Origin of the sequence: Stenotrophomonas indicatrix, assembly GCA_041545745.1 — a bacterium.
Classification (GTDB): Bacteria; Pseudomonadota; Gammaproteobacteria; order Xanthomonadales; family Xanthomonadaceae; genus Stenotrophomonas; species Stenotrophomonas indicatrix_A.
Map to the genome: position 1 here is coordinate 2,334,434 of CP168152.1, position 23,500 is coordinate 2,357,933.

General features: G+C 66.2%; 28 protein-coding genes and 1 pseudogene. 15 read left to right on the forward strand and 14 right to left on the reverse strand.

Translation table 11 applies throughout. The features are described 5' to 3' along the window. Positions 1 to 15: 15 nt before the first annotated feature. From ACEF39_RS10725 to ACEF39_RS10735, 3 genes are all read right to left on the reverse strand, one after another. Positions 16 to 549: a sugar dehydrogenase complex small subunit gene (locus ACEF39_RS10725; RefSeq protein ID WP_500284991.1), complete on the reverse strand. Its 534-nt coding sequence runs from the start codon at positions 547 to 549 to the stop codon at positions 16 to 18. Between the two features lie 757 nt (positions 550 to 1,306). Continuing rightward, on the reverse strand, positions 1,307 to 1,507 hold the full coding sequence (locus ACEF39_RS10730; RefSeq protein ID WP_500284992.1) for a hypothetical protein: 201 nt from the start codon (positions 1,505 to 1,507) through the stop codon (positions 1,307 to 1,309). An 80-nt stretch (positions 1,508 to 1,587) separates the two neighbouring features. Next, on the reverse strand, positions 1,588 to 1,797 hold the full coding sequence (locus ACEF39_RS10735) for a BLUF domain-containing protein (RefSeq protein ID WP_500284993.1): 210 nt from the start codon (positions 1,795 to 1,797) through the stop codon (positions 1,588 to 1,590). Positions 1,798 to 2,095: 298 nt separating this feature from the next. Here ACEF39_RS10735 and ACEF39_RS10740 point away from each other — a divergent pair, with 298 nt between their 5' ends. Together ACEF39_RS10740 and ACEF39_RS10745 are read left to right on the forward strand one after the other, a co-directional pair. Continuing rightward, positions 2,096 to 2,593: a YciE/YciF ferroxidase family protein gene (locus ACEF39_RS10740; protein WP_500284994.1), complete on the forward strand. Its 498-nt coding sequence runs from the start codon at positions 2,096 to 2,098 to the stop codon at positions 2,591 to 2,593. 72 nt (positions 2,594 to 2,665) lie between these two features. Beyond that, the gene (locus tag ACEF39_RS10745) at positions 2,666 to 2,944 is read left to right on the forward strand and encodes a hypothetical protein (protein WP_500284995.1); all 279 of its coding nucleotides are present in this window, start codon (positions 2,666 to 2,668) and stop codon (positions 2,942 to 2,944) included. Positions 2,945 to 3,098: 154 nt separating this feature from the next. On the opposite strand, the pseudogene ACEF39_RS10750 reads toward ACEF39_RS10745, so the two are convergent. Continuing rightward, positions 3,099 to 3,527: pseudogene (locus ACEF39_RS10750) on the reverse strand (Fpg/Nei family DNA glycosylase); the annotation flags it as partial. Next, positions 3,524 to 3,910, reverse strand: coding sequence for a hypothetical protein (locus ACEF39_RS10755; protein WP_500284996.1), 387 nt, complete (start codon positions 3,908 to 3,910; stop codon positions 3,524 to 3,526). The pseudogene ACEF39_RS10750 and the gene ACEF39_RS10755, both read right to left, overlap by 4 nt. A 373-nt stretch (positions 3,911 to 4,283) precedes the next feature. On the opposite strand from ACEF39_RS10755, the gene ACEF39_RS10760 reads away from it, so the two are divergent. Beyond that, positions 4,284 to 5,024, forward strand: a complete 741-nt coding sequence (locus ACEF39_RS10760; protein ID WP_500284997.1) for a DNA/RNA non-specific endonuclease — start codon at positions 4,284 to 4,286, stop codon at positions 5,022 to 5,024. An 83-nt stretch (positions 5,025 to 5,107) separates the two neighbouring features. Here ACEF39_RS10760 and ACEF39_RS10765 read toward each other — a convergent pair whose 3' ends face one another. The 4 genes from ACEF39_RS10765 to ACEF39_RS10780 are packed head-to-tail and all read right to left on the reverse strand — an operon-like array spanning position 5,108 to position 7,165. Further along, on the reverse strand, positions 5,108 to 5,338 hold the full coding sequence (locus ACEF39_RS10765; protein ID WP_500284998.1) for a hypothetical protein: 231 nt from the start codon (positions 5,336 to 5,338) through the stop codon (positions 5,108 to 5,110). Next, entirely contained in the window at positions 5,335 to 5,766 is a 432-nt protein-coding gene (locus ACEF39_RS10770; protein ID WP_500284999.1) for a VOC family protein, read from the reverse strand. The genes ACEF39_RS10765 and ACEF39_RS10770 overlap by 4 nt, the downstream gene beginning before the upstream one ends. An 11-nt stretch (positions 5,767 to 5,777) precedes the next feature. Then, positions 5,778 to 6,239 carry a helix-turn-helix domain-containing protein gene (locus ACEF39_RS10775; RefSeq protein WP_500285000.1) on the reverse strand — a complete coding sequence of 154 codons (462 nt, stop codon included), beginning with the start codon at positions 6,237 to 6,239 and terminating at the stop codon, positions 5,778 to 5,780. Beyond that, on the reverse strand, positions 6,236 to 7,165 hold the full coding sequence (locus ACEF39_RS10780) for a LysR substrate-binding domain-containing protein (RefSeq protein ID WP_500285001.1): 930 nt from the start codon (positions 7,163 to 7,165) through the stop codon (positions 6,236 to 6,238). The genes ACEF39_RS10775 and ACEF39_RS10780 overlap by 4 nt, the downstream gene beginning before the upstream one ends. Positions 7,166 to 7,253: 88 nt before the next feature. Between ACEF39_RS10780 and ACEF39_RS10785 the strand changes: the two genes are divergently transcribed. Genes ACEF39_RS10785 through ACEF39_RS10805 form a run of 5 tightly spaced genes read left to right on the forward strand, consistent with a single transcriptional unit; the run spans position 7,254 to position 11,094 of the window. After that, complete coding sequence (locus ACEF39_RS10785; RefSeq protein WP_500285002.1) at positions 7,254 to 8,315, forward strand: hypothetical protein; 1,062 nt, start codon at positions 7,254 to 7,256, stop codon at positions 8,313 to 8,315. Positions 8,316 to 8,344: 29 nt separating this feature from the next. Beyond that, complete coding sequence (locus tag ACEF39_RS10790) at positions 8,345 to 9,226, forward strand: TolB family protein (protein WP_500288008.1); 882 nt, start codon at positions 8,345 to 8,347, stop codon at positions 9,224 to 9,226. Between the two features lie 26 nt (positions 9,227 to 9,252). Further along, the gene (locus ACEF39_RS10795) at positions 9,253 to 9,789 is read left to right on the forward strand and encodes a GFA family protein (protein ID WP_500285003.1); all 537 of its coding nucleotides are present in this window, start codon (positions 9,253 to 9,255) and stop codon (positions 9,787 to 9,789) included. Then, positions 9,782 to 10,108: a DUF6958 family protein gene (locus ACEF39_RS10800; protein ID WP_500285004.1), complete on the forward strand. Its 327-nt coding sequence runs from the start codon at positions 9,782 to 9,784 to the stop codon at positions 10,106 to 10,108. Before ACEF39_RS10795 ends, ACEF39_RS10800 begins: the two co-directional genes overlap by 8 nt. Next, entirely contained in the window at positions 10,105 to 11,094 is a 990-nt protein-coding gene (locus ACEF39_RS10805; RefSeq protein WP_500285005.1) for an alpha/beta fold hydrolase, read from the forward strand. The genes ACEF39_RS10800 and ACEF39_RS10805 overlap by 4 nt, the downstream gene beginning before the upstream one ends. A gap of 35 nt (positions 11,095 to 11,129) precedes the next feature. Here the strand turns inward: ACEF39_RS10805 and ACEF39_RS10810 are convergent, their stop codons facing one another. Beyond that, the gene (locus ACEF39_RS10810; protein ID WP_500285006.1) at positions 11,130 to 12,983 is read right to left on the reverse strand and encodes an XVIPCD domain-containing protein; all 1,854 of its coding nucleotides are present in this window, start codon (positions 12,981 to 12,983) and stop codon (positions 11,130 to 11,132) included. 120 nt (positions 12,984 to 13,103) lie between these two features. On the opposite strand from ACEF39_RS10810, the gene ACEF39_RS10815 reads away from it, so the two are divergent. Both ACEF39_RS10815 and ACEF39_RS10820 read left to right on the forward strand, forming a co-directional pair. After that, positions 13,104 to 15,299 (forward strand): AsmA family protein, encoded by a 2,196-nt coding sequence (locus ACEF39_RS10815; RefSeq protein WP_500285007.1) that lies wholly within the window; start codon positions 13,104 to 13,106, stop codon positions 15,297 to 15,299. 80 nt (positions 15,300 to 15,379) lie between these two features. Then, positions 15,380 to 15,865 carry a TspO/MBR family protein gene (locus ACEF39_RS10820; protein ID WP_500285008.1) on the forward strand — a complete coding sequence of 162 codons (486 nt, stop codon included), beginning with the start codon at positions 15,380 to 15,382 and terminating at the stop codon, positions 15,863 to 15,865. A gap of 11 nt (positions 15,866 to 15,876) precedes the next feature. On the opposite strand, the gene ACEF39_RS10825 is transcribed toward ACEF39_RS10820, so the two are convergent. From ACEF39_RS10825 to ACEF39_RS10840, 4 genes are all read right to left on the reverse strand, one after another. After that, entirely contained in the window at positions 15,877 to 16,173 is a 297-nt protein-coding gene (locus ACEF39_RS10825) for a hypothetical protein (protein ID WP_500285009.1), read from the reverse strand. 71 nt (positions 16,174 to 16,244) lie between these two features. Continuing rightward, the gene (locus ACEF39_RS10830) at positions 16,245 to 16,928 is read right to left on the reverse strand and encodes an NAD(P)H-binding protein (RefSeq protein ID WP_500285010.1); all 684 of its coding nucleotides are present in this window, start codon (positions 16,926 to 16,928) and stop codon (positions 16,245 to 16,247) included. A gap of 19 nt (positions 16,929 to 16,947) precedes the next feature. Then, positions 16,948 to 17,622 carry a ChrR family anti-sigma-E factor gene (locus ACEF39_RS10835; RefSeq protein ID WP_500285011.1) on the reverse strand — a complete coding sequence of 225 codons (675 nt, stop codon included), beginning with the start codon at positions 17,620 to 17,622 and terminating at the stop codon, positions 16,948 to 16,950. Then, positions 17,619 to 18,242, reverse strand: coding sequence for a sigma-70 family RNA polymerase sigma factor (locus ACEF39_RS10840; protein WP_500285012.1), 624 nt, complete (start codon positions 18,240 to 18,242; stop codon positions 17,619 to 17,621). The genes ACEF39_RS10835 and ACEF39_RS10840 overlap by 4 nt, the downstream gene beginning before the upstream one ends. Before the next feature lie 143 nt (positions 18,243 to 18,385). Here ACEF39_RS10840 and ACEF39_RS10845 point away from each other — a divergent pair, with 143 nt between their 5' ends. From ACEF39_RS10845 to ACEF39_RS10865, 5 genes are all read left to right on the forward strand, one after another. Beyond that, positions 18,386 to 19,153, forward strand: coding sequence for a hypothetical protein (locus ACEF39_RS10845; protein ID WP_500285013.1), 768 nt, complete (start codon positions 18,386 to 18,388; stop codon positions 19,151 to 19,153). An 84-nt stretch (positions 19,154 to 19,237) separates the two neighbouring features. Then, entirely contained in the window at positions 19,238 to 20,194 is a 957-nt protein-coding gene (locus tag ACEF39_RS10850) for an acyl-CoA desaturase (protein WP_500285014.1), read from the forward strand. 1 nt (position 20,195) lies between these two features. Beyond that, the gene (locus ACEF39_RS10855; protein WP_500285015.1) at positions 20,196 to 21,473 is read left to right on the forward strand and encodes an NAD(P)/FAD-dependent oxidoreductase; all 1,278 of its coding nucleotides are present in this window, start codon (positions 20,196 to 20,198) and stop codon (positions 21,471 to 21,473) included. Beyond that, complete coding sequence (locus ACEF39_RS10860) at positions 21,470 to 22,237, forward strand: DUF1365 domain-containing protein (protein WP_500285016.1); 768 nt, start codon at positions 21,470 to 21,472, stop codon at positions 22,235 to 22,237. Before ACEF39_RS10855 ends, ACEF39_RS10860 begins: the two co-directional genes overlap by 4 nt. Next, positions 22,234 to 23,499, forward strand: a complete 1,266-nt coding sequence (locus ACEF39_RS10865) for a class I SAM-dependent methyltransferase (protein WP_500285017.1) — start codon at positions 22,234 to 22,236, stop codon at positions 23,497 to 23,499. Before ACEF39_RS10860 ends, ACEF39_RS10865 begins: the two co-directional genes overlap by 4 nt. Position 23,500: the final 1 nt, after the last annotated feature.

Here is a 23,500-nt window from a genome sequence, read left to right on the forward strand (position 1 = left end):
GGTGGAAGCGCAGGCTCAGCCGTGCGCACGTACCGCTGACGGTGGATCGGCCGTCCACCACGCAGGGCCGCCTTGTGCGTAGGTCGGCGGGAACAGCCCATCGTCCACGGGGCGCTGCATCAGCGCGTCGCGATAGGAAACGGTGATGGCCTGCGGACCCTTGCCGACGCTGCCGGTGTACCAAGCGGTGATGATGGCCAGTGCTGTCGGGCGTGCATCGCCTGCCGACGCCAGCAGTGCTTCAGGGCCTTGTACCTGTTGCGCCTTCGCCGCGAGTGCCGGGAACTGGGCGTGCATCTCGGGATGCAGTTTGGCGAATGCGGCTTCGATGCGCCCGGCGGTCGCCGGATCGAGATCGGCCTTGCCCGTCAGCGCCTGCGAGAGCTGCAGAAAGCGCCCATCCCCCCGCTCCACAGGCGCGGCGCTGGCAGCGGTTGCAGGCGCCTTGCCGTTGCAGGCCACCAGCAGCGAAGCAGAGCCGACAGCCAGCAGGAACGTTCTGCGCGTCAGGCCGTGCCCACCCCCTTCCAATCCCTCGGGAAAACTCATGATGTGGACTCCTGATGCGTCACTTCTTCGGCTGCCCCTGACCGCGACGCGGGGGGCACCTACAGGGGCAACTTTAACGCACCTGCTCGTCGTCGCGGGGTGAGCGAAAGCGGCCGCCGGTAGCTGCATCAGTGCGGCTTTTCAGGGTGCGGGCGAGATGTCGCAGCCGCTTGCGCCGCCCTTTCGTCACGCTTGGCAGACGCGCTCAGCGTTAGAAACAAGGGGAATTCCACTCTGGAGGTTGGCCATGCGGGTATTGCTGCTCTGTGCCGTGGGAGCGCTGGCGCTGTCAGCCTGCGACCAAAGCGAACGGGCCGATCAGGCACAGCATGCCGACACGGTTCGGCAAACCCCGCCAGCGGCCGGCGAGCCGGCACGCAACGTACCCGGCGGTGGAAGTGGCACTGCCGCCTCCGAAGAACAGGGCTCGGGAGCAGGCACTGCCAGCGGCACAGAGGCGCCGCCACAGCCACCGCCGAAGCGCTAGGCCCTGCCGGGTGCTCCTCCCATCGGGGCGCCGCTGAACAATCGAAACTGCCCGGCCCTGGCAAGCACGATGCGGACGAAGGGCATCCAGTCAACGCCGACAGGGAGTAACTATTGGGCATCCACGTGTAGATGTCCGATGCAAACGATACGCCCCCTGTTGCTGCCGTCAGGTTGCAGCGCGATGAGGGGCGTCTCGTCTCCCACGCTCCGGCAAGAACGTCCAGCCAGTGGTGGTGCTCGCTATGGACTGTCGTGTGTCATGGCCATCTCATAGCGGGTGAAGTCGATAGAGCCGTGCTGGCGAATGACCGCAATCACCGAGTGCGGTTTTCAGCAGCGGGCGAAGAACAGCATGCCGATAGGGCTCCGCAGCCGCGCGCAGCAGATCCATGCCCGTGGCAGCGGTGGACTCACTGGTGTCCTCGCGCTGGGTAAAACCGGTCCGGTCCGCGCTGACCAATCGCTTCAACTCTGCCGGTTCCATTTGCAGCCAACGCATGGGCCAGGAAGGCATGCGTCTCTGCCCGACCCTGCCACGCTGCAGTTCAATCAGACCGCAGTGGCTGGTGGCACCCAGTACCCGCGAAGGCCATCGTCCGGACCTTCCATGTATTGCACAAAGCGCTCACCATCGAACAGCAGTACGCCGGTAACGCCAGCATTCCGGTTGAAACGAAGCGTCATCGACGATTTCGCACGGCTTTCCCCCGGCCTGGTCCGGCCGGCAGCGATGTCAGCGGCGGCTTCGCTGGTATACACGGCGGTTCTGATGGGCACGCTCGACCTCCCTGGTATGGGCGCACGACCGTATTAGATGGCCGGTTCAGGCGCCTCTGTCGCGGCAGCTGGAAATACAGTGATTCAGTGGAATGTGAAAAATGGACCCGGACGAAACAACCCGGAAGCCGGCTCCCCGAGCGCGCGGCATGGGTGACGTGAGGGACATGCATGCATCTGCGTGCCCGATGCGCATCCGCCGTTCACTGCGTCTACGCCGCACCCCAACACCGACCGGGATAGCCTCATCGCTCCTTTCCAGTTCCAACCGGAGTGAATCATGGCCATCAAGACCGCTGAAGACCTCTTCATCCATGAACTGTCTGACATCTACAGCGCGGAGAAGCAGCTCACCAAGGCACTGCCGCGTCTGGCCCGGGCTGCCGAAAACCCGCAGCTCGCCACTGCATTCGAGACGCATCTGGAAGAGACCCAAGGCCAGATCGAGCGCATCGACCAGATCGTCGATGTGCTGGGCATCCGCCTCAAGCGAATCAAGTGCGCGGCGATGGAAGGTCTGGTGGAAGAGGGCAAGGATGTCATCGACAGCATCGAGAAAGGCCCGGTCCGCGATGCGGCACTGATCGGCGGCGCGCAGAAGGTTGAACACTACGAAATCGCCTCCTACGGCACCATCGCCGCGCTGGCCAAGCAGCTGGGATACAAGGACGCCTTGCCATTGCTGCTGGAAACGCTGGAAGAAGAAAAAGCCACCGACGAGAAGCTGACCCTGCTGGCCAAGGGCGGCGGCAACGCCAAGGCCGCCCAGGCCGCGTAAGCGAGGGTGTATCCCATATCGGGCCCACGCGCCGCTCCCCAGGGGCGGCGCGCTTCTTCGAAGGGGTGAGCCGTGCATCCTGATGCTCTCGGATGGGCCGCCACCACCGTGCTGATGGCCACCCTGGTCCGGCAGATGATCAAGCAGTGGCAGTCGCCTCACCCGGAAACCGTCTCCAGGTGGCTCTTCATCGGGCAGATGACGGCCTCGACACTGTTTACGATCTACAGCGCACTGCTGGGTGCCACGGTGTTCGTGGTTACCAACCTCCTGTTGCTGGTGACAGCGCTGATCGGGCAGCTGTTGGCATGGCGCCGCAAGCGCACAGCGACTTTGCCGCCACCTGGGTGAGGAATGGACATCGTGTCAACGCGGGCTGGATGGGGCTGCTCACACGGTTGTACCTGCCGTTGCCTGCCCTTCGCAACGCGGGCCACGAGATGGAGGTGTACATGCAGCACGACCATGAAGAACTGCCCCGCCCCGGATGCCCCGGTCACTCCCGTCAGCGACGGTTGCGCTTCTTCGTTCCCGGCGCCCCCGACGCAACCCGATAGTCGACCTGGCACTCCGGGCAGAAGAAGGTCCGTCGATGCGTGGTGCCCATGTAGACCTTGCTGACCGGACCACCACAGCTGGGGCATGTCCGCCGGGTGTGTACCAGCCAGTGTTTCTTCAGTTCAGACTCGCGCTTCCAGCGCAGGAAGTCGAAACTGTACTCACGGGCCTGCTTGATCAGTTCGGTAAGCTTGCGCGGCGGAAGGTCGCAAATGTGGTTGGCCGGATGGGCACGGATGCGAAACAGCACCTCGTTCTTGATGATGTTGCCCACGCCGGAGAACAGCCTCTGATCCAGCAGAGCGTCACAGAGCAGGACATCGGGCATCGACTTCAGACGACGGCGTGCGAGCCTGGGATCCCACAGGTCACTCAGAGGCTGGCTGTGACCATGGCGCCTGCCGCCGGCTGTCTCATCGGCACCGGTTGGCCGTTGCGCGGTGCAACCCGATCGTGGGTGGCGGCCAGGACCTGGTTCACCCGATGAATCATGCCACGGCCACCGGGTTCGATGCCGATGATGTAGACAAAGCGGCCGTCACAGCGTGACTGCGCCGATTCGAGCCCCTCCGTTTCGGAAAGCACGCGTTTCAGTGCCTTCACCCATGCCCTGGCCGGAGCCGATGCCAGCTCCATCACCACCGCGGTTTCCCCACAGTCCAGCGGCAACACTTCCACGCGCAGGATGCGTGGCGTCTTGACGGTCACAGCGTTACCCATTGTCAATCCTCCTTGGCAAACGACGGCGGAAGTATCCACGCCCGATGCCAAGGCGCCGTCAAGAATCCATGGGCGTTGTGTGCAGGTCTCGCCTGGCTTGGCGACGTGCAAGCGGCGGTCACGCCACTAGCAGTTCTTCCTTTCATGCAGGGCTGTCCTGATCTGACAGAGGCCCAGTGCTTGCGCGCAGTCACACCTTGGCACTTTGGTCGTTGACCTGTTGACGACAAAAAATGACGCTAACGACACCGCGACTACTTTCGTAATGCCTGCGCGCGGTCGAGATCCCGTGCGATGCCGGCCATGGCCGGGTCGCGTCCCCAGTACCTGTCACCGCATCGTCCTTCACACGGAAAGGCTTGGCCTGCCGTGGTGGACGACTGCGCCCTGCCCATACCCATGGAGATCCGCAATGCGCCTTGCCACGTTCTTCCTTGCCCTTGTATTGAGCACCTTTGCCGCGGCCGCACATGCCCAGGTCGTGACCCTCAACAAGAGCGGGTTCGTATTGACCTATGACTGCAGCATCCACAGCGCGACCCGATACGAATACACGCTGGTGGCGGACACCGGCTCAGTCGCCCGCCCGTCCAGCTTCTACAGGGATCCGGACCTGCCGGCAGGCTGCCTCGGCCAGACCAGCACGACGTCCTATGCCAGCGTGCAGTCCGGCTATGACCGCGGCCATCTGGTGACGTCCAATCACATGGACTACGACGCCACTTACATCCGTCGCGCCAACTACATGACCAACATCGTGCCGCAGGTTTCCAGCTTCAACCAGGGCATCTGGGTCAAGGCCGAGAACGTGGCCGAATGCTATCGGGACATCGCCCCGGTGGATGTCTATGGCGGCGTCGTCTATGGCGATGCGTCCAATGACCATTTCCTGGCCAGCCATGGCATTCCGACCCCGGAATTCTTCTGGAAGACGATCATCACAAAGGATCCGAACACCGGCACCGCCAAGGCCATCAGCTGGATCATTCCCAATGAAACGGGCCTGGACAGCCTGGACAGTTATCTGGTCACCATCGCGGATCTGGAAGAGTTGCTGGGTGCCAGCTACGTGGCGATCAACGCGCCGGCGTCGCTGAAGAACATGCTGCCCAGCGCCAGTTGGCCGTTGCCCAGCGGTTGCGACCTGAGCTGAGCGCCCGGGATGGCCCGGCAGAGTTTTTCCGCCGGGCCTGCACTGCTTGGGAACGCAGCCCGGTTGGCCGCTGGCGGCCCGCATCAGGGTGCAGCGCTGGCGTGCGCGCCACCAGGCCTGCGGCGGTAATGCAACGCAAACAGATACAGCCCGGTGAACAACTGCAGGAACAACGGCGGCAGCGGCGAGTACGTGAGCCAGAGCGGCGGCTCGCCCTGCCCCAGCCAGCGCGCCATGAAGTTGGCGATCACTGTCAGCGTGAAGACGATCGAGGTCCAGCGGTGTACCGGACGTGCCCAGCCACCGGTGCTCATTGCGGCTTGCTCGATGCGTTCCTCGCGCGGCGCTCGATCATCTTCCAGCCATTGCCGGACGGATCACGGAATCCGGCATCCACCGCACCGAAGCGCTCCACTGGCTCCTGGGTGAATTCCACGCCACGGGCCAGCAGTTGTCTGTAGCTGGCACGGCAATCTTCCACCGCCAGCACCAGCGGCGGCATCGCACCCTTGGCCACCATCTGCTGCAGGGTCAGCGCGGTGGCTGCGTCATGCACGGGCGGCCCCGGCTTGAACAACCCCAACTGGAAGCCATCGTCGTCGCCCGAATGCACCGTGAGCCAGCGATAGTCGCCGTTGCCGACATCGGTGTGCACCTGGAAGCCGAGCGTGTTGACGTAGAAATCGAGTGCCGCATCCTGGTCGTGCACATACAGGCCGACCACATTCACCATGCCAGTCATAGGATCCTCCCTTAGCTGGGATCTACGCTATCAAGGCCGGTGCGGCGGCGCTTCTCCAAAACTGCGATCTTCAGGTCCGGGCGCCGCGCGGCACGCGCATGGCACTCCGGCACCGGGCCCTGCGCCGGGGCATCGGCCCGCTCGCGGTCGCGGAGGACGCCGGGGCTGTCGCCGGTGATGTCACGAAAGATGCGGCCGAAGGTGCCCAGGCTGGTCCAGCCAGTCTGCAGTGCGATCTCGGTGATCGGCAGGTCGGTATCGCGCAGCAGAGCGACAGCGCGCTCGATGCGGCGACTGAGCAGATAGCGGTGCGGCGGCACCCCGAAGGCGTCCTTGAAGGAGCGCGCGAAATGGGCCGCGGAAACCGCACAGATTCCGGCCAGCCGCGCCACCGGCCAGTCTTCATGGCTGGCCCGGTCCATGTGGTCTTTTGCACGCAGCAGGCGGCGCAGCAGTTCCGGGCTCTGGGTCATGGCGTGGCCACCCTGCGCAGCAAGGATCGTGCAGCATGCCTGGCCGCGTCCGCCTCGGTGCACAGCCACTCACGGAAGTGCGCGACTTTCGGGGCATTGCTGCGTGCCGCCGGGCTGGCAAACCAGAAGCTGCGACCGTCACTGGCCACGCCTTCATGGGCCTGCACCAGACGCCCCGCATCCAGTTCGGCCTGGAACAGGATCGGCGAGCCGATGGCGATGCCTTGGCCGGCGATCGCCGCGGCCACGTCCAGATGCTCGGCGGCGAAGTTGGTGGCGAAGCTCTCCGCGCCGGGTGCCGGCATCTGCCCGAATGCCTGGAACCATAGCGCCCACCAGTCCGGACGACCCAGCAATGGCACGTCCGGCAGCCGGGCACCGCCCAGGCCGGTGACGGCCTCACTCAACGCGGGCGAGCACAGCGGAGTGAACACGCTGGGGAACAGCTCCACTGCGTGCAGCCCCGGCCAGTCGCCGTGACCGTTGCGGATGGCCGCATCGAAGCGCCCGCCTGCCAGGTCCTGCGGCTCTGCGGAAAGGTCCAGCTCCAGCACCTGCTGCGGATGGCGGGCCCGGAAGCCACCCAGCCGCGGCGTGAGCCAACTGGTGCCCAGCGTGGGCAGCGCGGTCAGGCGCAGGCGGGTGGCATCCATGTCGGCGGCACGCATGAAGCTGGCACGCAGGGCATCGAAGGCGCGGGTAGCCTCCTTTGCGACGCTGGCACCGGCCTCGGTCAGTTCGACGTGCTGGGCGTGGCGCAGGAACAGCCGTGCACCGGTCTGCTCCTCCAGGCGCCGGACGTGATAACTGACCGATGCCGCCGTGGTGTCCAGTTCTTCCGCTGCACGCGCAAAGCTGCCCAGCCGCGCCGCGGCCTCGAAGGCACGGATGGCAACGAGCGACGGCAGGTGACGGTGGGCGACCATAAGTGTGGCTTAGCCTGAGCCTGGATATCCGCGTGGTCAATCCCCCGCGCGGCAGGGAGGATGGGGACCTCGGACAGGGGGATCAGACATGCAGCGACGTGGATTTCTGGGCGGGCTTGCCGCTGTGTACGGTGCCGGCGCCCTCGGCCTGGGGCTGCCGTTGCGCGCCGCCCCGCCCCACCCTTCCATGCGCCACGCGGACGACTGGCGCTGGCTTGAGGGCAACTGGGACGTGCGTCATCGCCGCTTGAAGGAGCGGTTGGCCGCCGACACGCGCTGGGAGGACTTCGCCGGCACCAGCGCGGTCTGGCTGACCCTGGGCGGGCTGGGCACCATCGATGACAACCTGATGCAACTGCCCGGCGGCCCCTACCGTGGCCTGGGTGTTCGTGCCTTCGATCCGACTTCCGGTACCTGGGCAATCTGGTGGCTGGATGGCCGCGCTCCCAACCGATTCGAAGCACCGGTGCGCGGCGGCTTCACCGGCACCGGCGGCAGCTTCCGCGGCACGGATACCTTCAAGGGCCAGCACATCCAGGTCCGGTTCCGCTGGCACGACATCCACGCTGCGCAGCCGTGGTGGGAACAAGCCTTCTCCGCTGATGGCGTGCATTGGGAGGTGAACTGGCGCAACTGGTTCACCCGCACGGCAGCGATACCCTCGCCGTTGCCACTGCAGGCGGATGCGCCTCGCGACTTCGACTTTCTTGTCGGCCGTTGGACCGTGCAGCACCGGCGACTGCGCGAACGCCTGTCTGGCAGCAACAGCTGGGACCACTTCGATGGCACGTTGCACAATTGGCCGGTGCTGGGCGGCTTCGGCAATGTTGGCGACAACGTCATGAACTTCCCCGCTGCGACCGTACGCGGCATGGGCATCCGCGCGTGGGATGCCAGCAGTGGCCAGTGGTCGAGCTGGTGGTTGGATGGCCGCGATCCCACGCGGATCGGCGCGCCGGTCTGCGGCGGTTTTGTCGATGGCATCGGCACGTTCATGGGCGACGACCAGCTGCGAGGACAACCGATCAGAACGCGGGTGATCTGGTCGCGGATCACCTCGCGTTCCGCACGCTGGGAACAGGCGGCATCCGCAGATGGAGGAGCGACCTGGGAGACCAACTGGATCAGCGATTTCGAGCGACAGGCATGAACCCATTCCTCATCCGGGTATCACTTGCGATGGCGGCCCTTCTGGCCGGCGACGGTGGTCACCCCCTGATTTCGGCCGAGGGCCGCGCCGAGCGTTTCGCACCCGGCATTGCATCCACCCGATACAGCGAAATTCGCCTGACGCTGAGCCCGGACGGGCGCACCGCACTGTGGTTCAGCCGTGACCGGCCAGGTGGCGCTGGGGGATATGACATCTGGATCTCGAGACTGCAGCATGGGCGCTGGAGCGCGGCGCAGCCGGCGCCCTTCAATACGCCCGGTCGCGACTTCGATCCGGCGTTCACTGCGGATGGTCGCTTCGTGCTGTTCTGCTCTGATCGCCCGGGCGGGTTGGGCGGCGATGACCTGTACAGGGCGCCGGTGCAGGGTCTGCAGTTCGGGGGCGCCGAGAATCTCGGGTCCGCCGTCAACAGTTCCGCCAATGAGTTCGCGCCGATGCTCGCAGCGGATGGCACCAGACTGCTGTTTTCCAGCGACCGCGCAGGCGGGGCTGGCGGCCACGATCTGTATGCGGCCTCGATGGGCGATGAGGGACTGCATCCTGCGCGCGCCCTGACGGGTGAGGTCAACACGGGCGCGCAGGAGTTCGACGCCACGTTTCTGGCCGATGGCAGGACGATCGTCTTTGCGCGCGCGGAGGATTTCGGCAGTGCCAGGGTCGAGCAGTTCGCAGCCCGCGCCTTCGGCGGCCGCTACGAGGCCGGTACGCGCTTGCCACCCCCCTTCAACGATGCCTCGGGAGACAGCTACGGGGCGATGCTCGACTGGTCCCGCCCGGCCACGCTGACCTACTCGGGGCGACGCGTGGAAGGGGCTGGGCTGGACGTGTACCGGGTGCGTTATCAATTAATGCCGGCCCTGTCGATTCCCGGACCCCCGGTTCGTCGATAGGAAAAGCCGCCGAAGAGAACCTACACATGCCTTCCGCACAACAGATTGCCTGCCGCTGTGGCGAAGTGGGATTGAACGTGGCCGGCGCGCCCATCGCCTGCGTCGACTGCTGCTGCAACAGCTGCCGTGCTGCGGGCCTGCGCCTGCAGCGCCTGCCCGGTGCGCAGCGGCTGCTTGGGCCGCATGCAACCACCCGGTTCGTCATGTATCGCAAGGACCGTGTCGAGTTCCCGGTGGGATTCGAGCGTCTGGCCTCGTTCCGCCTTTGCGCCGATGCAGGCAGCCGCCGTGTGCTGGCTACCTGCTGCAACACGCCGCTGTTTCTGGAACTGAAGGGCGGCCACTGGCTGAGCCTGTATGGCGCGCTGTGGCCGGAGGATGCGCGGCCGCCACTGCAGATGCGCACCATGGTGGGCGATCTGCCCGATCCCTCCGTGCTGCCCGCCGATGTACCCAACCTCAAGCAACACTCGCTGCGCTTCCACGCCCGGTTGATGAAGGCCTGGATTGCGATGGGCCTGCGCAGCCCGGATATCCGCATCGAAGGAGAGATCCATGCCTGAGCCAGACAAGATCGAGATCGAGAGCATCACCTCGCCGGGCAAGACCCAGCGTGTCGATCGGGCCAAGTACAGGGCCATGCGCACGGCCCTGCTCGGCGTACTGCCGCGAACGCCACCCGGGGTTTCTGTTGCCGATGCCAAGCAGTCACTGCTGCCAGCGCTGCCTGCAGACCTGTTCCCCGGTGGTGCGACGGCAGGCTGGTGGCTGAAGGCGGTGCAGCTGGATCTGGAAGCCAAGGGCGTGATCGAACGCGCCGCTGGCAAGCCCGTGCGGTTGTTCAAGCACGTGGCCGTTGGTCGAACCGCGGAGACGCCATGACAAGTCCCCCAAACGCTGCGCCTTCGCCTTCGCGCAGGTCACTGCTGATCGGTGCTGGGCTGTTGCTGGCCACGGCCTGGCTGCCAACCGCGCGGGGCGCCAACGCAGACTCGCCCGACCCCATGGATGCCGCAGCGTTCGCCGCCCGCCGGCGTTGGATCCGCACACCGTTCGGACGTATCGCCTGCGTGCAACAAGGGAAAGGTCCCGTCGTACTGTTCCTGCACGGCTTCCCGTTGAGTGGCTTCCAGTGGCGGCATGCAATCGCGCAGCTATCCCCGTCTCGCCGCTGCATTGCACCGGATTTCATGGGACTGGGCCACAGCCAGGTAGCCGCGACACAGGACCTGTCCCCGCAGGCGCAGAGCGACATGCTCGCTGCTTTGCTTGATGCGCTGTCAGTTGCTGTGGTCGATCTGGTCGCCAATGACAGCGGCGGCACCGTGGCCCAGCTGTTCGCCGTGCAGCACCCGCAGCGCGTTCGCACGATGCTGCTGAGCAACTGCGACGTGCACGAGAACAGCCCACCCCCGCAGATGAAGAACTCACTGGCCGCCGCACGTGCAGGCACCTATCACCTGAAGATCGCGCGGCATCTGCAGGATCGTCAATATGCGCGGTCAGCGGCAGGCATCGGTGGCTCTGCCTATGTCGATCCGGCACATTTCAGCGATGAGGCCATCGAATACAGCTTCCGGCCACTGGTGTCATCGCCCCTGCGCCAGCAGCAGCTGAATCGCCATCTGGCAGCCTTTGAACCGAATCCGCTGCTGGCCATCGAGGCTGCACTGAAGCGAAGCATGATCCCCACGCGAATGGTGTGGGGAACGGCCGATACGCTGTTTCCGGGACGCTGGGCCGAGTGGCTGCACCAGACCCTGCCGGCGTCACGCGGCATCCGCTGGGTGGATGGCGGACGCCTGTTCTGGCCGGAGGAACAGCCTACGCTGCTTGCCGATGAGGCCCGGGCGCTTTGGAGTGCCTGACCCGCTGCGCCAGCCGTTGGGCTGGCGCGCCCGACTCAACGCGCCATGGCCCGTGCAGCGTGTTCCTGGGACGTCTGCTCCCGCTCCTGCTGCTGGCTCACCTGCTCTGAGCTTGCCGCCAGCGCTGCGCCCTGCTGCAGCTCCCGCACGTGCTCGCTGACTGGCGTCGCCACCGCCTGCGCGGTCTCGGTGCGGGCGATCTGTCGATCCGCAGCGTGCGGCTGGCCCTGCACCGCGAATGCATACCTGCCGTCGTCACTGAGCACGGCCTGGTCAATCCGCTGCATGCCCTTGTCCTTGGCCGCTACCAGCAGTGCCATGCCAAGGCGTTCGCTCATTTCATCCGGCTGTCGCCCCATCGCCTGGTCGAGGCTGCTCACCGCCCCTTGGCTCTGCAACCACAGGCCATGGTCCGGGCTGGCGGTGTGCCGTGGATCCTGCCGCGGCAGCAGGGGTGTCGGTGGCGCCGGTGACTGCAGGTGCTCGCCCTGCACCGCCGCGTCGATCTTCTGCAGATCCTTGCCGCCGGCCGCGGCAATGTGGAACATGCGCTCGGCCATGCCGTAGGTGGATTGCCCCTGGTTGCGCGCCAGCCCCAGGGCAAAAGCATCCACATCCTGCTGCGGCTTGCCGCTGCCGTCCTCTGCAAGCACCTGCCACGATGGCCCCAGCATCGGGTTGTGCTTGACCATCGACTGGGTGCGCTCCATCAGCGTGCGCATCTGGGCCTCGCTGAAGCTCAGCGTGTTCAGCTCGCCGGCCTTCATCGGCCCGCGATTGCCGGTGGGGTCGCCGGACAACGCCGCGTTGACCATCCCGGCAATCTGTTCGCCCTGGGCATGCCCGCGCAGGTCGAAGGTGAATTCGTAGCGGCGCTGCGCCATGTCTTCCTGTCCGTCGGCGCCGTAAGCGCTGACCCGGGTTGCCGGCAGGTTGCCGTTGTACTGCACGCTGCGCAGCTCGGTGCGGCTGCCATCTTCGCGACTGACCTGCACCACATCGCCGCTGTTGCGTGCACCGGCCAGGTCGACGCCAAACGTGTCGCCGTAGCCGACCTTCAGCCGCGCCTGCGAACTCATGCCCAGCCGCTCGACCGTGGCCAGATCCTGCACGCCCGGGGTCTGGCTGTTCAGCGTGCCGTTGTCGATGAACTGTTCATAGGCCTGGCGACCTTCGGGTTGATCGATGTCGAAGGTCGCAGTGCGGACGGCCGAATGACCGAGCGCGTCCTGGCGGCCGGCAATCGCGCTGAACCTGCCTGCATTGAATCCCATACCGTTGAAGGCTTCGACCGCTTCATTCGGCCCGGTGGTGACGCGCACGCGGCCATCATCCAGGCGATCCACGCGGTAACTGGCACCGCTGGCCTCGGTTGTCTGGCTCTGCATGGCGATGTTGCGGAAACTACCTTCCAGTGCGGTGCCGGTGAACTGCTGGCCATCCAGGGTGACGCTGCCCCCCTTGGGAAGGGTCTGCGGATCAAACGGATTGATGCGGGTGGGATCGAGGTCCACGGCGTCGCTGGGCAGGCTGACCCTGTAGCGCCCGCGTACGCCCGTGCTGCTGGTGTCCTGGAAGCCGGCGCCCTTCACGCTTGCACCGACCACCGACTCCATCGTGAGCAGGTAATCCCTGCCGCCATCGGGTGTCGGGCTGCCGGCCATGTTCAGCGACGTGCCCTGGAACTGCGATGCAAGACCGGACGCTGCGCGCTTCTGCTCGGCGCCCACTTTCAAGGCGCCGTCGCCTTCGTTCAACGTGACCGAGTATCCGCCGGCAGCAGCCCGGACCTCGCTGTTGGCCGAGGTATAGGTCGGATCGAACGACGCCGTGGCGGCATCGCGCGGCGCATCCGGGGTTGCGCCTTCCTTGCTGGTCTGGGCATTCATGCCGTGACCTCCTTGAACAGACACGCGCTGATTATAGGGCGCAGCGTGCGCAGCACGTTCACATCACGCCGCAGCACCATCCACAATGGTGATGGCCATCCCATTCCCTGCCGAGGGTCCATGCCCCGCTCCCTCGCCCGCCCGCAGCGATGGCTCCACCCTGCCCGCAAGCTCCTGCCTTATCTGCTGGGCCTGTATCTGCTGTACCTGCTCGCGGGCAATGTCTTTCTCAACACGCCGCTGTTCGATCAGGTCACCAATCGCAAGCCGCACAAGTTCGTGATGACCACCGGGCCCGCGATCACGCTGCTGCCGGGCCATGTGATCGCCTGGAACGTGCAGATGCGCGGCCACGTCAATCACACGGTGTATGTGCTGCGCGCAGACCGGGCCAGTGCGCGTCTGGCGCTGTTGCCACTGTTCCAGCGCGAGGTGCGCGTGCCCTCGCTGCACGCGACCGGCGTAGCCGCCGAGATCGCGCGGGTGGATGAGGCGATCCCCTCACCTCCGCGCGGCGATCGCGGCTGGACGTTGCGATTCGATGCCATTCACAGCGACAGCATCCGCAGCTTCCGCGCCGGCAAATTGTTGATCGTCGGCGAAGGCAGCGGTACGGTCGGCTTCGTCAAGCAGCTGCGCGGCGGGCCATCGGAGCTGCTGGACTCGGAGGTGGCTTTCGCGGATGCCGATGTGAGCATTGATGGCACCCAGCTGCTCGGCGACATGCAGTTGAAGTCGCAGTTCTCCTATCCACGGCACTACCGTGACCAAGCGCCGGGCCTGGAAAAGCTGGGCCTGCTGCACGCAGTGCTGGAGGTACAGGCGCGCAGCCAGGGGTTGCGCCTGGATACGGACACGCAACGACCCGCCGTTGCCAGCGCCGCCGTACCGGGGCAGCTGCAGGCCTCGCTTACCCTTGACCAGGGCGCCCTGCAGCCGGGCAGCCATGCCGTCTGGCGGGTTCCGTTGCAGGTAGGGGCCGGCGCACCGGACCGTGGAACGCTGGCGATACAGCTGGATGCCGCTCGCGATATCCGTCTGCAGGCGCGATTGCCGCAGCGCGATGGCACCGGTGCTGCACTGGACGCGGATCTGATCATTGCCGGGCGACACCTTCCATTTGACGATCCCAGCGAGGTGCTGGGGCGCACCTCCGGCACGGTCAAGGGCGAATGGACCTTCACCTCGCTCAACTGGATTCCCGCACTGTTCGTGCAGAAGCCCTGGTTCCAGCTGCAGGGCGGCGGCGTGCTGCGCGCGGACCTGCGCCTGCAGAACGGCGAGCTGGCCGCCGGCAGCAGAGTCGATATTCCCGCGGCGCGGGCGGTGGCCGAGGTCGCCGGCGTGCACATGCAGGGAACGGCCAGCGCGCATGGGCAACTGCAGGCCGGCACGCCGACTCGCGCCGTGCTGGCAGTGAAGCTTCCCACGTTCAATGCCCGTGCGGGCAACGCCAAAGGTGCCACGCTGTTCGATGGGCGCGACCTGGCGCTGACACTGACCGGTGACGGCCGCCTGCGCGAGCTGCGCAAGGGTGTGCGTGCGCAGCTGCGCTTCGATGACGCGACCATTCCAGACCTCACCGCCTACAACCGCTACCTGGGCAGCGGCCAAGTGCGGCTGCTGGGAGGCGCCGGCCAGGTGAGCGGCGATGCTCAGCTTGATACCCAGGGCCGGGTCGGCAACGGCAGTGTCCGCCTGCGCAGTCAACGCGCACGCCTTCAGGTGGCCGGGCTCGACCTGCAGGGCGATGCGCGCGTGGATGGCAGGCTGCGGCGCGGCGACTTCAGCCAGCGCCGGTTCGATCTGGGCGGAAGTGTGATCGAGCTGCGCAATGTGCAGGTGGGTGACCAGCAGCGACCACAACCGTGGTGGGGCCGGGTCACCATCGCCCGCGGCGACATCGATGCGCAGTCACCGTTCCAAGTGGACGCACGTGCGGACCTCGCCATGCGCGACGCCGGACCACTACTGGCGCTGTTTGCAGAGCGCAGCGATTATCCGCGCTGGGCATTGTCCCTGCTCGATTCCGGCCAGGTGGATGCGCACACCCGACTGCGCTGGCGGGCCGGGCATCTGGTGCTGGATGGGCTGCAAGCGGAAAACGAGCGTCTTTCGCTGCGTGCGCGGCTGGATCTGCTGGACCAGCGCAAGCGTGGCGACCTCTACCTGCGCTGGGGCCTGCTGGGCGCCGGCATCGAGCTGGATGGCCAGCGCCGGCAATGGCATCTGGCCGGCGCGCGCGAGTGGTTCGAGGGTCGGCCTGCGTTGTTGCCAGCCCCTGCGCAGTCCAGCGCCGGTGGCACGGCCGACTGAACGGGCGCCTGCATCCAGTCAAGACGCATCTGCGTACAACGCGCTGTCACAACCGGTGGCAGTGCTGAAGGAGATACACCATGAATGTCCGCAGGCAGGCAGTTGGCCTTATCGGCTGGTTCTTCATCACTTTCCTCGCCGCTGCGCTGGGCGCCCGCGCCTCGATCTCGGCAGCCGACTTCTACGCAGGCCTCACCTTGCCTGCATGGGCACCGCCTGCCAGCGTGTTTGGCCCGGTGTGGACGGTGCTATACGCGCTGATGGCATTGGCCGCGTGGCTGGTCTGGCGCCAGAGCGGATGGCGTGTGGCCAAGACTGCGCTGGTGCTCTACCTGCTGCAGTTGGCGCTCAATGTGCTGTGGAGCTGGCTGTTCTTCGGCTGGAAACAGGGGGCGCTGGCGTTTGCTGACATTCTGCTGTTGCTGGTGCTGATCGTGGCCACGGTGGTCGCCTTCCATCGCGTGCGCCCGGCAGCGGCGTGGCTGCTGCTGCCTTACCTGGCATGGGTGGCCTTCGCCAGCGCGCTCAACTACGCGGTGTGGCAGGCCAACTCGACTGTGCTCTAGCCGGACACGGCTTACAGAGCGTGTGGCGCCTGCCGCCACTGACGCAGCGCGCTGCCCCTGAAGGCCTGCTCACCGCAGCCGGTCGGGCAGCGCAGCACCCGTGCGGCAGAGGTGCTCACAAGCCCATCGCCTTCCTGCGCCTTGAACACCAGCTCGCAGGACAGGCAGCGCGCCACCAGAGAATAGAGATGGACGATGCGGCCACTGCCGGGATCCTGAAGTGCATCGACATTCAGCAGGTCAAAACGACCGTTGTCAGGTGCGGGGAGCGCCGGGCGAAGCGGAGAGGACGATGGCTGCAGGTTCACGTCGATGCATCACAGAATAAGGAACCTCGACTGTAGTTGCCTCGATGTGCAGCAGATGTGCACCACGCTGTTCAATCTGCGGACGCTGCACCCAGCCGATTGATCTGCGCGCATTCCAGCACCTGCGGTGGGTCAGGCATCGTCGCCAGCACGATCATCGCGCGGCCGATGGCCTCGTTGCTGGTCACCAGTGAAGGCATGATGCGACCGGCGGCGGCCATGACGGGACCACCGAAGCGGTACAGCGGCTTCAGCGCCGCATGGCGGGTGCCGGTTCCCTCCACGGGGCGCACCCCGGCAGGACGCAGCATGACGGCACGCATAGCGAGCTGCGCCAGCGCGGCCTCGGTCTCACCCTTGATGCGCAGCGGCATGATCCGGCTGTGTGGATTGGCGTGGGCACCGGAGACATACAGGAACCGGCCGTCTGGATTCGCCTCGGCCCATGCCGCAGCGACAGCCAGGGTGGCATCGAGCGTGACCTTCCGATACTCATCCTCGGCGGTGCCGACCGGCGGCGCGCCGGCGCAGTAGAAACAGGCATCGAATCCGGCCAACTGCGGGCTCACGTTGCGGGCCTGCTGAAAATCCGCCAGCACGATCTGCTCGATCCGCGCGTCCAGCCCGGCTTGGCTGCGGACCAGGGCCGCGGTCCGCACCACCTGTGGCGAAGCGAGGCAGGCACGGGCAACGCCCTGCCCGACCAATCCGGTCGCACCGGTCAGAAGAATCCGCAGCGGACGTGTCTGGTGCATGCGTTGACCTTGAAGAAGCCTAGAGTTTCACGAAGCGCTGGATCTTCCGTGCCAGCCAACCACTGAACACCAGCGGCGCGTCCAGCGCGGACACGCAGATGCACGGTACGCCAGGCGCCGTTACCGGCTGGTGCTCGACATCCTCGTCCAGGTCTGCAACATCGCCCGGCGCGAACAGCCCAAGCGCATCATTGTAGGAGCCTCGCAGGATCTGGGTCAGTTCGCTGCGGCCATGGCTGTGCATCGGCAGGCATTTGCCCGGCGCGATCTTCAGCATGATCAGCGATGGCATCTGCTCGGCGCGGATGCAATGCACGCCAGGGGCCATCCAGCGCCAGTGCAGCCGACCCAGCGAATCACCAAAGTAAGGATGCAGTGACCTCGGCAGATGGTCCGGGTCGGCCTCGGGCCGTTCCGGCGGCATCGACCGCAGCGGGCTCGGCACGATGCCGGCGTGGTCCTCAACGAGCTGCGCAAGCATTGCCTCGCGCAGCCCCGCTCGCCGCGCCTCAGCCGCCGACGGCTGGGTCTGCTCCAGCAGTGCGGCGCCGATGGCCTCGGCTTCGCGCAGGCGCTGGCGGCAGTGCGGGCACTGTTCAAGATGGGTGCCGGCGACGATGCTCAGGGGCGTCGGCAGGGCGCCGGCGGCGTAGCTCATCAGCGTCGACTCATGCAGATGGTGGTGCGGATTCATGGTGCACCCCCGACCTTCGACTGCAACTGCAGGAACGCTCGTCGCAGGTGCGATTTGACCGTGCCCAGCGGCATGCCCAGCGCCTGCGCGATCTCGCTGTGGCTCTTGGCCTCGAAGTAGGACATCCGTACCAGGCGCGCCTGCGTGGCCGGCAGCTCGTTGATGCGTTGGCGCAGGCGGGCATGGTCGGCAAACTGCTCGGCGCTGCTGCGCTCGCTGATGTCACCGGCAGCAGCGTCCTCAACCGCTTCCTGCACCTGCATCCAGCTGCGCTCACGGCGCACCCGGTCGATGTGCAGGTTGCGGCCGATGCGATACAGCCAAGTGCTCAGCGCGCCCTGCGCAGGATCGAATTCGGCCGCGCGCAGCCACAGGCGCAGCAGGCACTCCTGGGCCAGTTCTTCGGCCACCGCCGCAGGTGCGCCAAGGCCGCGCAGGTAGATGCACAGGCGCGGCATGAAATGGTCGTAGATGCGCATGAAGCAGTCACGGTCGCGCAGCCGGGCGACGCCGTCCATCTCGCCGTTCCAGTTCGTCGGCTCGTTGCTGGGCTGCTGTGAACTGGACACGATCCGCGCGGTGTCAAAGGAAAGAGAGGGGCTGGCGGGAGGACGGTACATCGGCGGGGGCAGCCGTTGAGTGAAGAGGAGTCCTTCCCTCTACGCACAGCAGCGCCGGTTGGATGCACCCCGGATGGGCGCCAGCGTGCATCCAGCCTGCACCGACGTACGTACAGCAGGGCAATCCCCCATGGATCGCCCCGATGCGCCTTGTCTGGTTGCTGCTTCTCACCCCCTGCGCTGCCGGCGCCGCGCCGCTGTTGCGTTCGGAAGGCGTTGCCACCCTGCCCAATGGAACCACCGCCTACCGCGAGGTGCATTGGCGGCGCGGGGCCGGTGATGGCAGCGAGCGCTGGGTGGAATACCTGTGCCCTGCTGGGCAGCCTTTCGCCCGCAAGCAGATGCCCGCCGCCGTGCGGGCCCAGGCGCGGGGCTATGTGCTGCAGGACGCCCGCAATGGTCAAGCGGCCCGCGTGGTGGTCGGCCGCGACGGGGTGCAGGTCGACTGGAAGGAAGACACGTCCGCGCCTTCACGAACGAAGCAGCTGCCTCTACCCGCGGATGCCGTGATCGATGCCGGTTTCGATGCCGCCGTGCGGGCCCACTGGCAGACGCTGTTGGGTGGTACGCCGGTCAGCCTGCCCTTTCTGGTGCCCGGGCGGCAGCGCTTCTATCCCGTGCAGGTGCAGTTCCGCGGCCCGGTGCGCTGGCAAGGGCTTGCCGCCCATGCGATGGAGGTCCGCCTTGATACCTGGTTCGGGGCGGTGGCGCCGCGTCTTTCGCTGGTCTACGCCGACGCCGATCGCCGTCTGCTGGAGTTCCGCGGCACCAGCAATCTGCGCGATGCGCGCGGCGATTATCCGCAGGTGACCGTGCGCTTCTCGGCACCCGCAACGGAACAACCGGAGCAACGCTGGCGCGATGAACTGCAACGACCGCTGGTATCGAGCTGCGTTGTTACAACCAAGTGAAAACACAGACGGATGCGATCCACTGCATCCAACCTGCACTGCTACACGTAGAGGTAGGCAATCGACTTCCTCGGGCTCCCGTCCATGGCATCCGCAGCGCCTCCACTCCGCAGACGTTCGCGCCTGTTGCGCACCTTCAAGCGCTGGTTCGATACCGATGCCGGAGGCGAAGCGGCGGCGGACGGCGGTCAGGGTGACCGCATCGACTGGCTGCGCGCCCTGCCCTTCGCGCTGTTGCATGTGGCCTGCCTCGGGGTGATCTGGGTAGGCGTGTCCTGGACGGCGGTTGCAGTCGCCGTGTTCCTGTACGCGATCAGGATGTTCGCCATCACTGCGTTCTATCACCGCTACTTCTCTCACCGCACCTTCGAGGCATCGCGCACCGTGCAGTTCGTGTTCGCGGTCATCGGTGCTGCCAGCGTGCAGCGTGGCCCCCTCTGGTGGGCAGCCCACCACCGCCATCACCACCGCCACGCGGATCAACCGCAGGACCCACACTCCCCGCGCCAGGGTGGATTCTGGCGCAGTCACATGGGGTGGTTTCTGACCCGCAGTGCCTTTGCCACCGAGCTGCAGCGCATTCCCGATCTGGCCCGGTACCCCGAGCTGCGCTGGCTGGACCGGTTCGACACCGTGGTGCCCGTGTTGCTGGCCGCTGCGCTGTACGGCCTCGGTGCGGTACTCGAGCGCGTGGCCCCGGCCTTGCATACCTCCGGCCCGCAGCTATTGGTGTGGGGCTTCTTCATCTCCACCGTCGTGCTGTTCCATGCCACGGTCACCATCAATTCGCTGGCGCACCGCTTCGGCCGGCGCCGCTTCGAGACCCGCGATGACAGCCGCAACAACCTGTGGCTTGCCCTGCTGACCTTCGGCGAGGGCTGGCACAACAACCATCATTTCTTCCCCGGCACCGCGCGCCAGGGCTTCCACTGGTGGGAGATCGACATCAGCTGGTATGGCCTGCGCGTCATGGCCGCGCTGGGCCTGGTGAAGGGGCTCAAGCCGATCCCGGCCTGGGTGCTGGCCAAGGCGAGGCACTGACATGCGCATCGCAATCATCGGTTCCGGCATCGCCGGCCTGGCCAGCGCATGGTGGCTGGACGGCGAGCATGACGTCACCCTGTTCGAGGCCAACGACTACCTGGGCGGCCACACCCACACCCACGACGTGACGGTGGACGGACGCAGGATGGCGGTCGACAGTGGGTTCATCGTCTTCAATCCGCACCACTACCCGCTGTTGTCGGCCCTGTTCGATGAACTTGGCGTGGCCTCGCAGCCGACCACGATGAGTTTTTCGATGCACAGCGAGCGCAGCGGCGTGGAATACAACGCCACGTCGCTGGATGGACTTTTCTGTCAGCGCCGCAATCTGCTCTCACCGCGCTTCTGGGGGATGCTGGCCGACCTGCGGCGCTTCTATCGTGACGCCCCCCTGCTGCTCGGCGAGGAGAAGGGGCCTACGCTGGGCCAATACCTGCACAGCCAGCACTATGGCGAGGCGTTCGTGCAGGAGCATCTGCTGCCGATGGCCTCGGCACTGTGGTCATCACCGACCGCACAGGTGCTGGACTTCCCAGCGCGCTACCTGGTGCAGTTCATGGCCAACCACCAGATGCTGCAGATGACCGGGCGTGCGTCCTGGCGCGTGGTCAAGGGCGGTTCGGCCCGCTATGTGGATGCCCTTCGTGCGCGCTGGCGGGTACACGAGCGGCTGGAATGCCCAGTGCACGCGGTCGAGCGCATGCCCTGGGGCGCGCGCGTGCACACCGCGACCGGCGTTGAAGGCTTCGATGAAGTGATCCTGGCCTGCCACAGCGACCAGGCCCTGGCCCTGCTGCCAGACGCGGATCCGGTTGAGCAGGCGGTGCTGGGTGCCATCCGCTACCAGCCCAACGAGGCCGTGCTGCACACCGATGCCTCGCTGCTGCCTGCCAACCGCAAGGCCTGGGCGGCCTGGAATGCGCATGTGCCGCGCGATCCTTCCGCGCCCTGCACGGTCAGCTACTGCATGAACCTGCTGCAAGGCCTGCCCGGCGACACTCCGTTGGTGGTGACCCTAAACCGCAGCGAGGCGATCGATCCGGCCAAGGTGCTGCGCCGCCTGAAGTACGCACATCCGATACATGACCATGTTGCGGTACAGGCACAACAGCGCTGGGGCGAGGTGCAGGGACATCGCCATACCTGGTTCGCGGGTGCGTACTGGGGCTGGGGTTTCCACGAGGACGGCATCCGCAGTGCCCGCCGCGTGGTCGACGCGCTGCAGGCACGCTCATTCCGCAGCCACAGCGCGCAGCAAGCGGAGGTGCCCGCGTGAGCGCCAGCGCCATCTACTTCGGCCACGTCGAGCATCGTCGCCACCACCCGCATGCCCACGCGTTCCGCTACCCGATCGCGCAGCTGCTGCTGGATCTGGACGAGCTGGACCAGGTATTTGCCGGACGCTGGCTGTGGTCGGTCGGGCGCCGCAACCTGGCAGAGTTCCGCCGCAGCGACTACTTCGGTGATCCCGCGACCTCCCTGGCCGACGCCGTGCGTGATCATGCCGCGACGGTGCTCGGGCGGCGCCCCGACGGCCCGGTGCGGCTGCTGACCCACCTGCGCTTCGGTGGCCACGTGTTCAACCCGGTCAGCTTCTACTACTGCTACCAAGCTGACCGGGAGACCCTGGACTGCATCGTCGCCGAGATCACCAATACGCCCTGGAAGGAGCGACACGCCTACGTGCTTCCGGTCGAAACTGCGATACGGCAGGGCCGCGCCCTGCGCTGGCAGTTCGACAAGACCTTCCACGTTTCACCCTTCATGCCCATGGATTGCGCGTATGACTGGCGCTTCACCGCGCCCGCGGACGACCTGCGCGTGCACATGCAGGTATGGCGCAACGGCCAGCGCCAGTTCGATGCCACACAGAGCATGCAGCGGCGGCCCATCGATAGCCGTGGGCTTGCCCGGGTATTGGCCTGCTACCCGCTGATGAGCGCGCAGGTGGTCACCGCCATCCACTGGCAGGCATTGCGCCTCTGGCTCAAGCGCAACCCAGTGCACGACCATCCTTCCCTAGCCGAGAAACCGCGATGAACGAAATGACCCCCTCGGCCACCCTGCCCCAGCCCGGCACCGTGGACGCGTTCCTGCGCCGACGCCTTCTGGCCCAGCTTGCGCCGCTGCACAACGGGCGTCTGTGCGTGCGTGATGCGTTTGGCGAGGTGCAGCTGGGCAACGCAGGAAGCGACCTTCAGGTCACCGTGACCATCGATGACCCGGGGTTCTACCGCAAGGTGGCGGCGAACGGCAGCGTTGGCGCCGGCGAGAGCTACATCAACGGTGATTGGCGCTGCGACGACCTGGTGGCGCTGGTGCAGCTGCTGGTACGCAACCGCGACCTGCTGGATGGCATGGAACGCGGGCCGGCGCGCATCGGTGGCTGGTTGCTGCGCGGCTGGAACCGGCTGCGGCGCAACAGCCGCGAAGGCAGCCGTCGCAACATCGCCGCCCACTATGACCTGGGCAATGATTTCTTCGCCCTGTTCCTGTCGCCGGACCTGATGTACTCCTCGGCGCTGTTCGCCGATGCCGCTGACTCGCTGGAGAGCGCATCGCGACGCAAGCTGGACCGCATCTGCCAGCAGCTGCGACTGCAGCCGGGTGATCGCGTGGTCGAGATAGGCACCGGCTGGGGTGGCTTCGCCGTGCACGCCGCGCAGCACTACGGCTGCCATGTCACCACCACCACCATCTCCGCCGAACAGCATGCCTTGGCCGCACAGCGGGTGGCCGATGCGGGCCTGCAGGATCGGGTGACGTTGCTGATGCAGGACTATCGCGATCTGCAGGGACGGTTCGACAAACTGGTGTCCATCGAGATGATCGAGGCCATCGGTGCCGAATACCTGGACACCTACATGGCCACCCTGCAGCGGCTGTTGAAGCCTGATGGGGTGGCGCTGCTGCAGGCCATCACCATCGAGGACCACCGCTACGAACAGGCGCGGCGCAGCGTGGACTACATCAAGCGCTTCGTGTTTCCGGGCAGCTTCATTCCCTCGATCAATGCCATCCTGGCCGCCAAGACCCGGGCCAGTGACCTGCAGCTGATCGCCCAGCAGGACTTCGGCCACTCCTATGCATTGACCCTGCGCGCCTGGCGGCAGCGCTTCCTGGCGCAGTTGCCGGCGGTACGCGCGCAAGGATTCGATGAGCGCTTCTGCAGGCTGTGGGAGTTCTACCTGGCCTACTGCGAAGGTGGCTTCCTGGAGCGCTCCATCGGCGTTTCCCATCTGCTGCTGGCACGCCCTGGCTACCGCCCCGTAGCGGATGCCCATGGCGAGCGGACCGGCTGAC

What these genes read in the sequence shown, in the direction of transcription:
- ACEF39_RS10780 (WP_500285001.1), bottom strand. Translation starts at nt 7,165, where the DNA reads ATGGTCGCCCACCGTCACCTGCCGTCGCTCGTTGCCATCCGTGCCTTC.
- ACEF39_RS10850 (WP_500285014.1), top strand. Translation starts at nt 19,238, where the DNA reads ATGGCATCCGCAGCGCCTCCACTCCGCAGACGTTCGCGCCTGTTGCGC.
- ACEF39_RS10800 (WP_500285004.1), top strand. Translation starts at nt 9,782, where the DNA reads ATGCCTGAGCCAGACAAGATCGAGATCGAGAGCATCACCTCGCCGGGC.
- ACEF39_RS10820 (WP_500285008.1), top strand. Translation starts at nt 15,380, where the DNA reads ATGAATGTCCGCAGGCAGGCAGTTGGCCTTATCGGCTGGTTCTTCATC.
- ACEF39_RS10805 (WP_500285005.1), top strand. Translation starts at nt 10,105, where the DNA reads ATGACAAGTCCCCCAAACGCTGCGCCTTCGCCTTCGCGCAGGTCACTG.
- ACEF39_RS10840 (WP_500285012.1), bottom strand. Translation starts at nt 18,242, where the DNA reads ATGTACCGTCCTCCCGCCAGCCCCTCTCTTTCCTTTGACACCGCGCGG.
- ACEF39_RS10790 (WP_500288008.1), top strand. Translation starts at nt 8,345, where the DNA reads ATGGCGGCCCTTCTGGCCGGCGACGGTGGTCACCCCCTGATTTCGGCC.
- ACEF39_RS10865 (WP_500285017.1), top strand. Translation starts at nt 22,234, where the DNA reads ATGAACGAAATGACCCCCTCGGCCACCCTGCCCCAGCCCGGCACCGTG.
- ACEF39_RS10740 (WP_500284994.1), top strand. Translation starts at nt 2,096, where the DNA reads ATGGCCATCAAGACCGCTGAAGACCTCTTCATCCATGAACTGTCTGAC.
- ACEF39_RS10810 (WP_500285006.1), bottom strand. Translation starts at nt 12,983, where the DNA reads ATGAATGCCCAGACCAGCAAGGAAGGCGCAACCCCGGATGCGCCGCGC.
- ACEF39_RS10795 (WP_500285003.1), top strand. Translation starts at nt 9,253, where the DNA reads ATGCCTTCCGCACAACAGATTGCCTGCCGCTGTGGCGAAGTGGGATTG.
- ACEF39_RS10770 (WP_500284999.1), bottom strand. Translation starts at nt 5,766, where the DNA reads ATGACTGGCATGGTGAATGTGGTCGGCCTGTATGTGCACGACCAGGAT.
- ACEF39_RS10855 (WP_500285015.1), top strand. Translation starts at nt 20,196, where the DNA reads ATGCGCATCGCAATCATCGGTTCCGGCATCGCCGGCCTGGCCAGCGCA.
- ACEF39_RS10845 (WP_500285013.1), top strand. Translation starts at nt 18,386, where the DNA reads ATGCGCCTTGTCTGGTTGCTGCTTCTCACCCCCTGCGCTGCCGGCGCC.
- ACEF39_RS10760 (WP_500284997.1), top strand. Translation starts at nt 4,284, where the DNA reads ATGCGCCTTGCCACGTTCTTCCTTGCCCTTGTATTGAGCACCTTTGCC.
- ACEF39_RS10835 (WP_500285011.1), bottom strand. Translation starts at nt 17,622, where the DNA reads ATGAATCCGCACCACCATCTGCATGAGTCGACGCTGATGAGCTACGCC.
- ACEF39_RS10775 (WP_500285000.1), bottom strand. Translation starts at nt 6,239, where the DNA reads ATGACCCAGAGCCCGGAACTGCTGCGCCGCCTGCTGCGTGCAAAAGAC.
- ACEF39_RS10785 (WP_500285002.1), top strand. Translation starts at nt 7,254, where the DNA reads ATGCAGCGACGTGGATTTCTGGGCGGGCTTGCCGCTGTGTACGGTGCC.
- ACEF39_RS10815 (WP_500285007.1), top strand. Translation starts at nt 13,104, where the DNA reads ATGCCCCGCTCCCTCGCCCGCCCGCAGCGATGGCTCCACCCTGCCCGC.
- ACEF39_RS10830 (WP_500285010.1), bottom strand. Translation starts at nt 16,928, where the DNA reads ATGCACCAGACACGTCCGCTGCGGATTCTTCTGACCGGTGCGACCGGA.
- ACEF39_RS10725 (WP_500284991.1), bottom strand. Translation starts at nt 549, where the DNA reads ATGAGTTTTCCCGAGGGATTGGAAGGGGGTGGGCACGGCCTGACGCGC.
- ACEF39_RS10765 (WP_500284998.1), bottom strand. Translation starts at nt 5,338, where the DNA reads ATGAGCACCGGTGGCTGGGCACGTCCGGTACACCGCTGGACCTCGATC.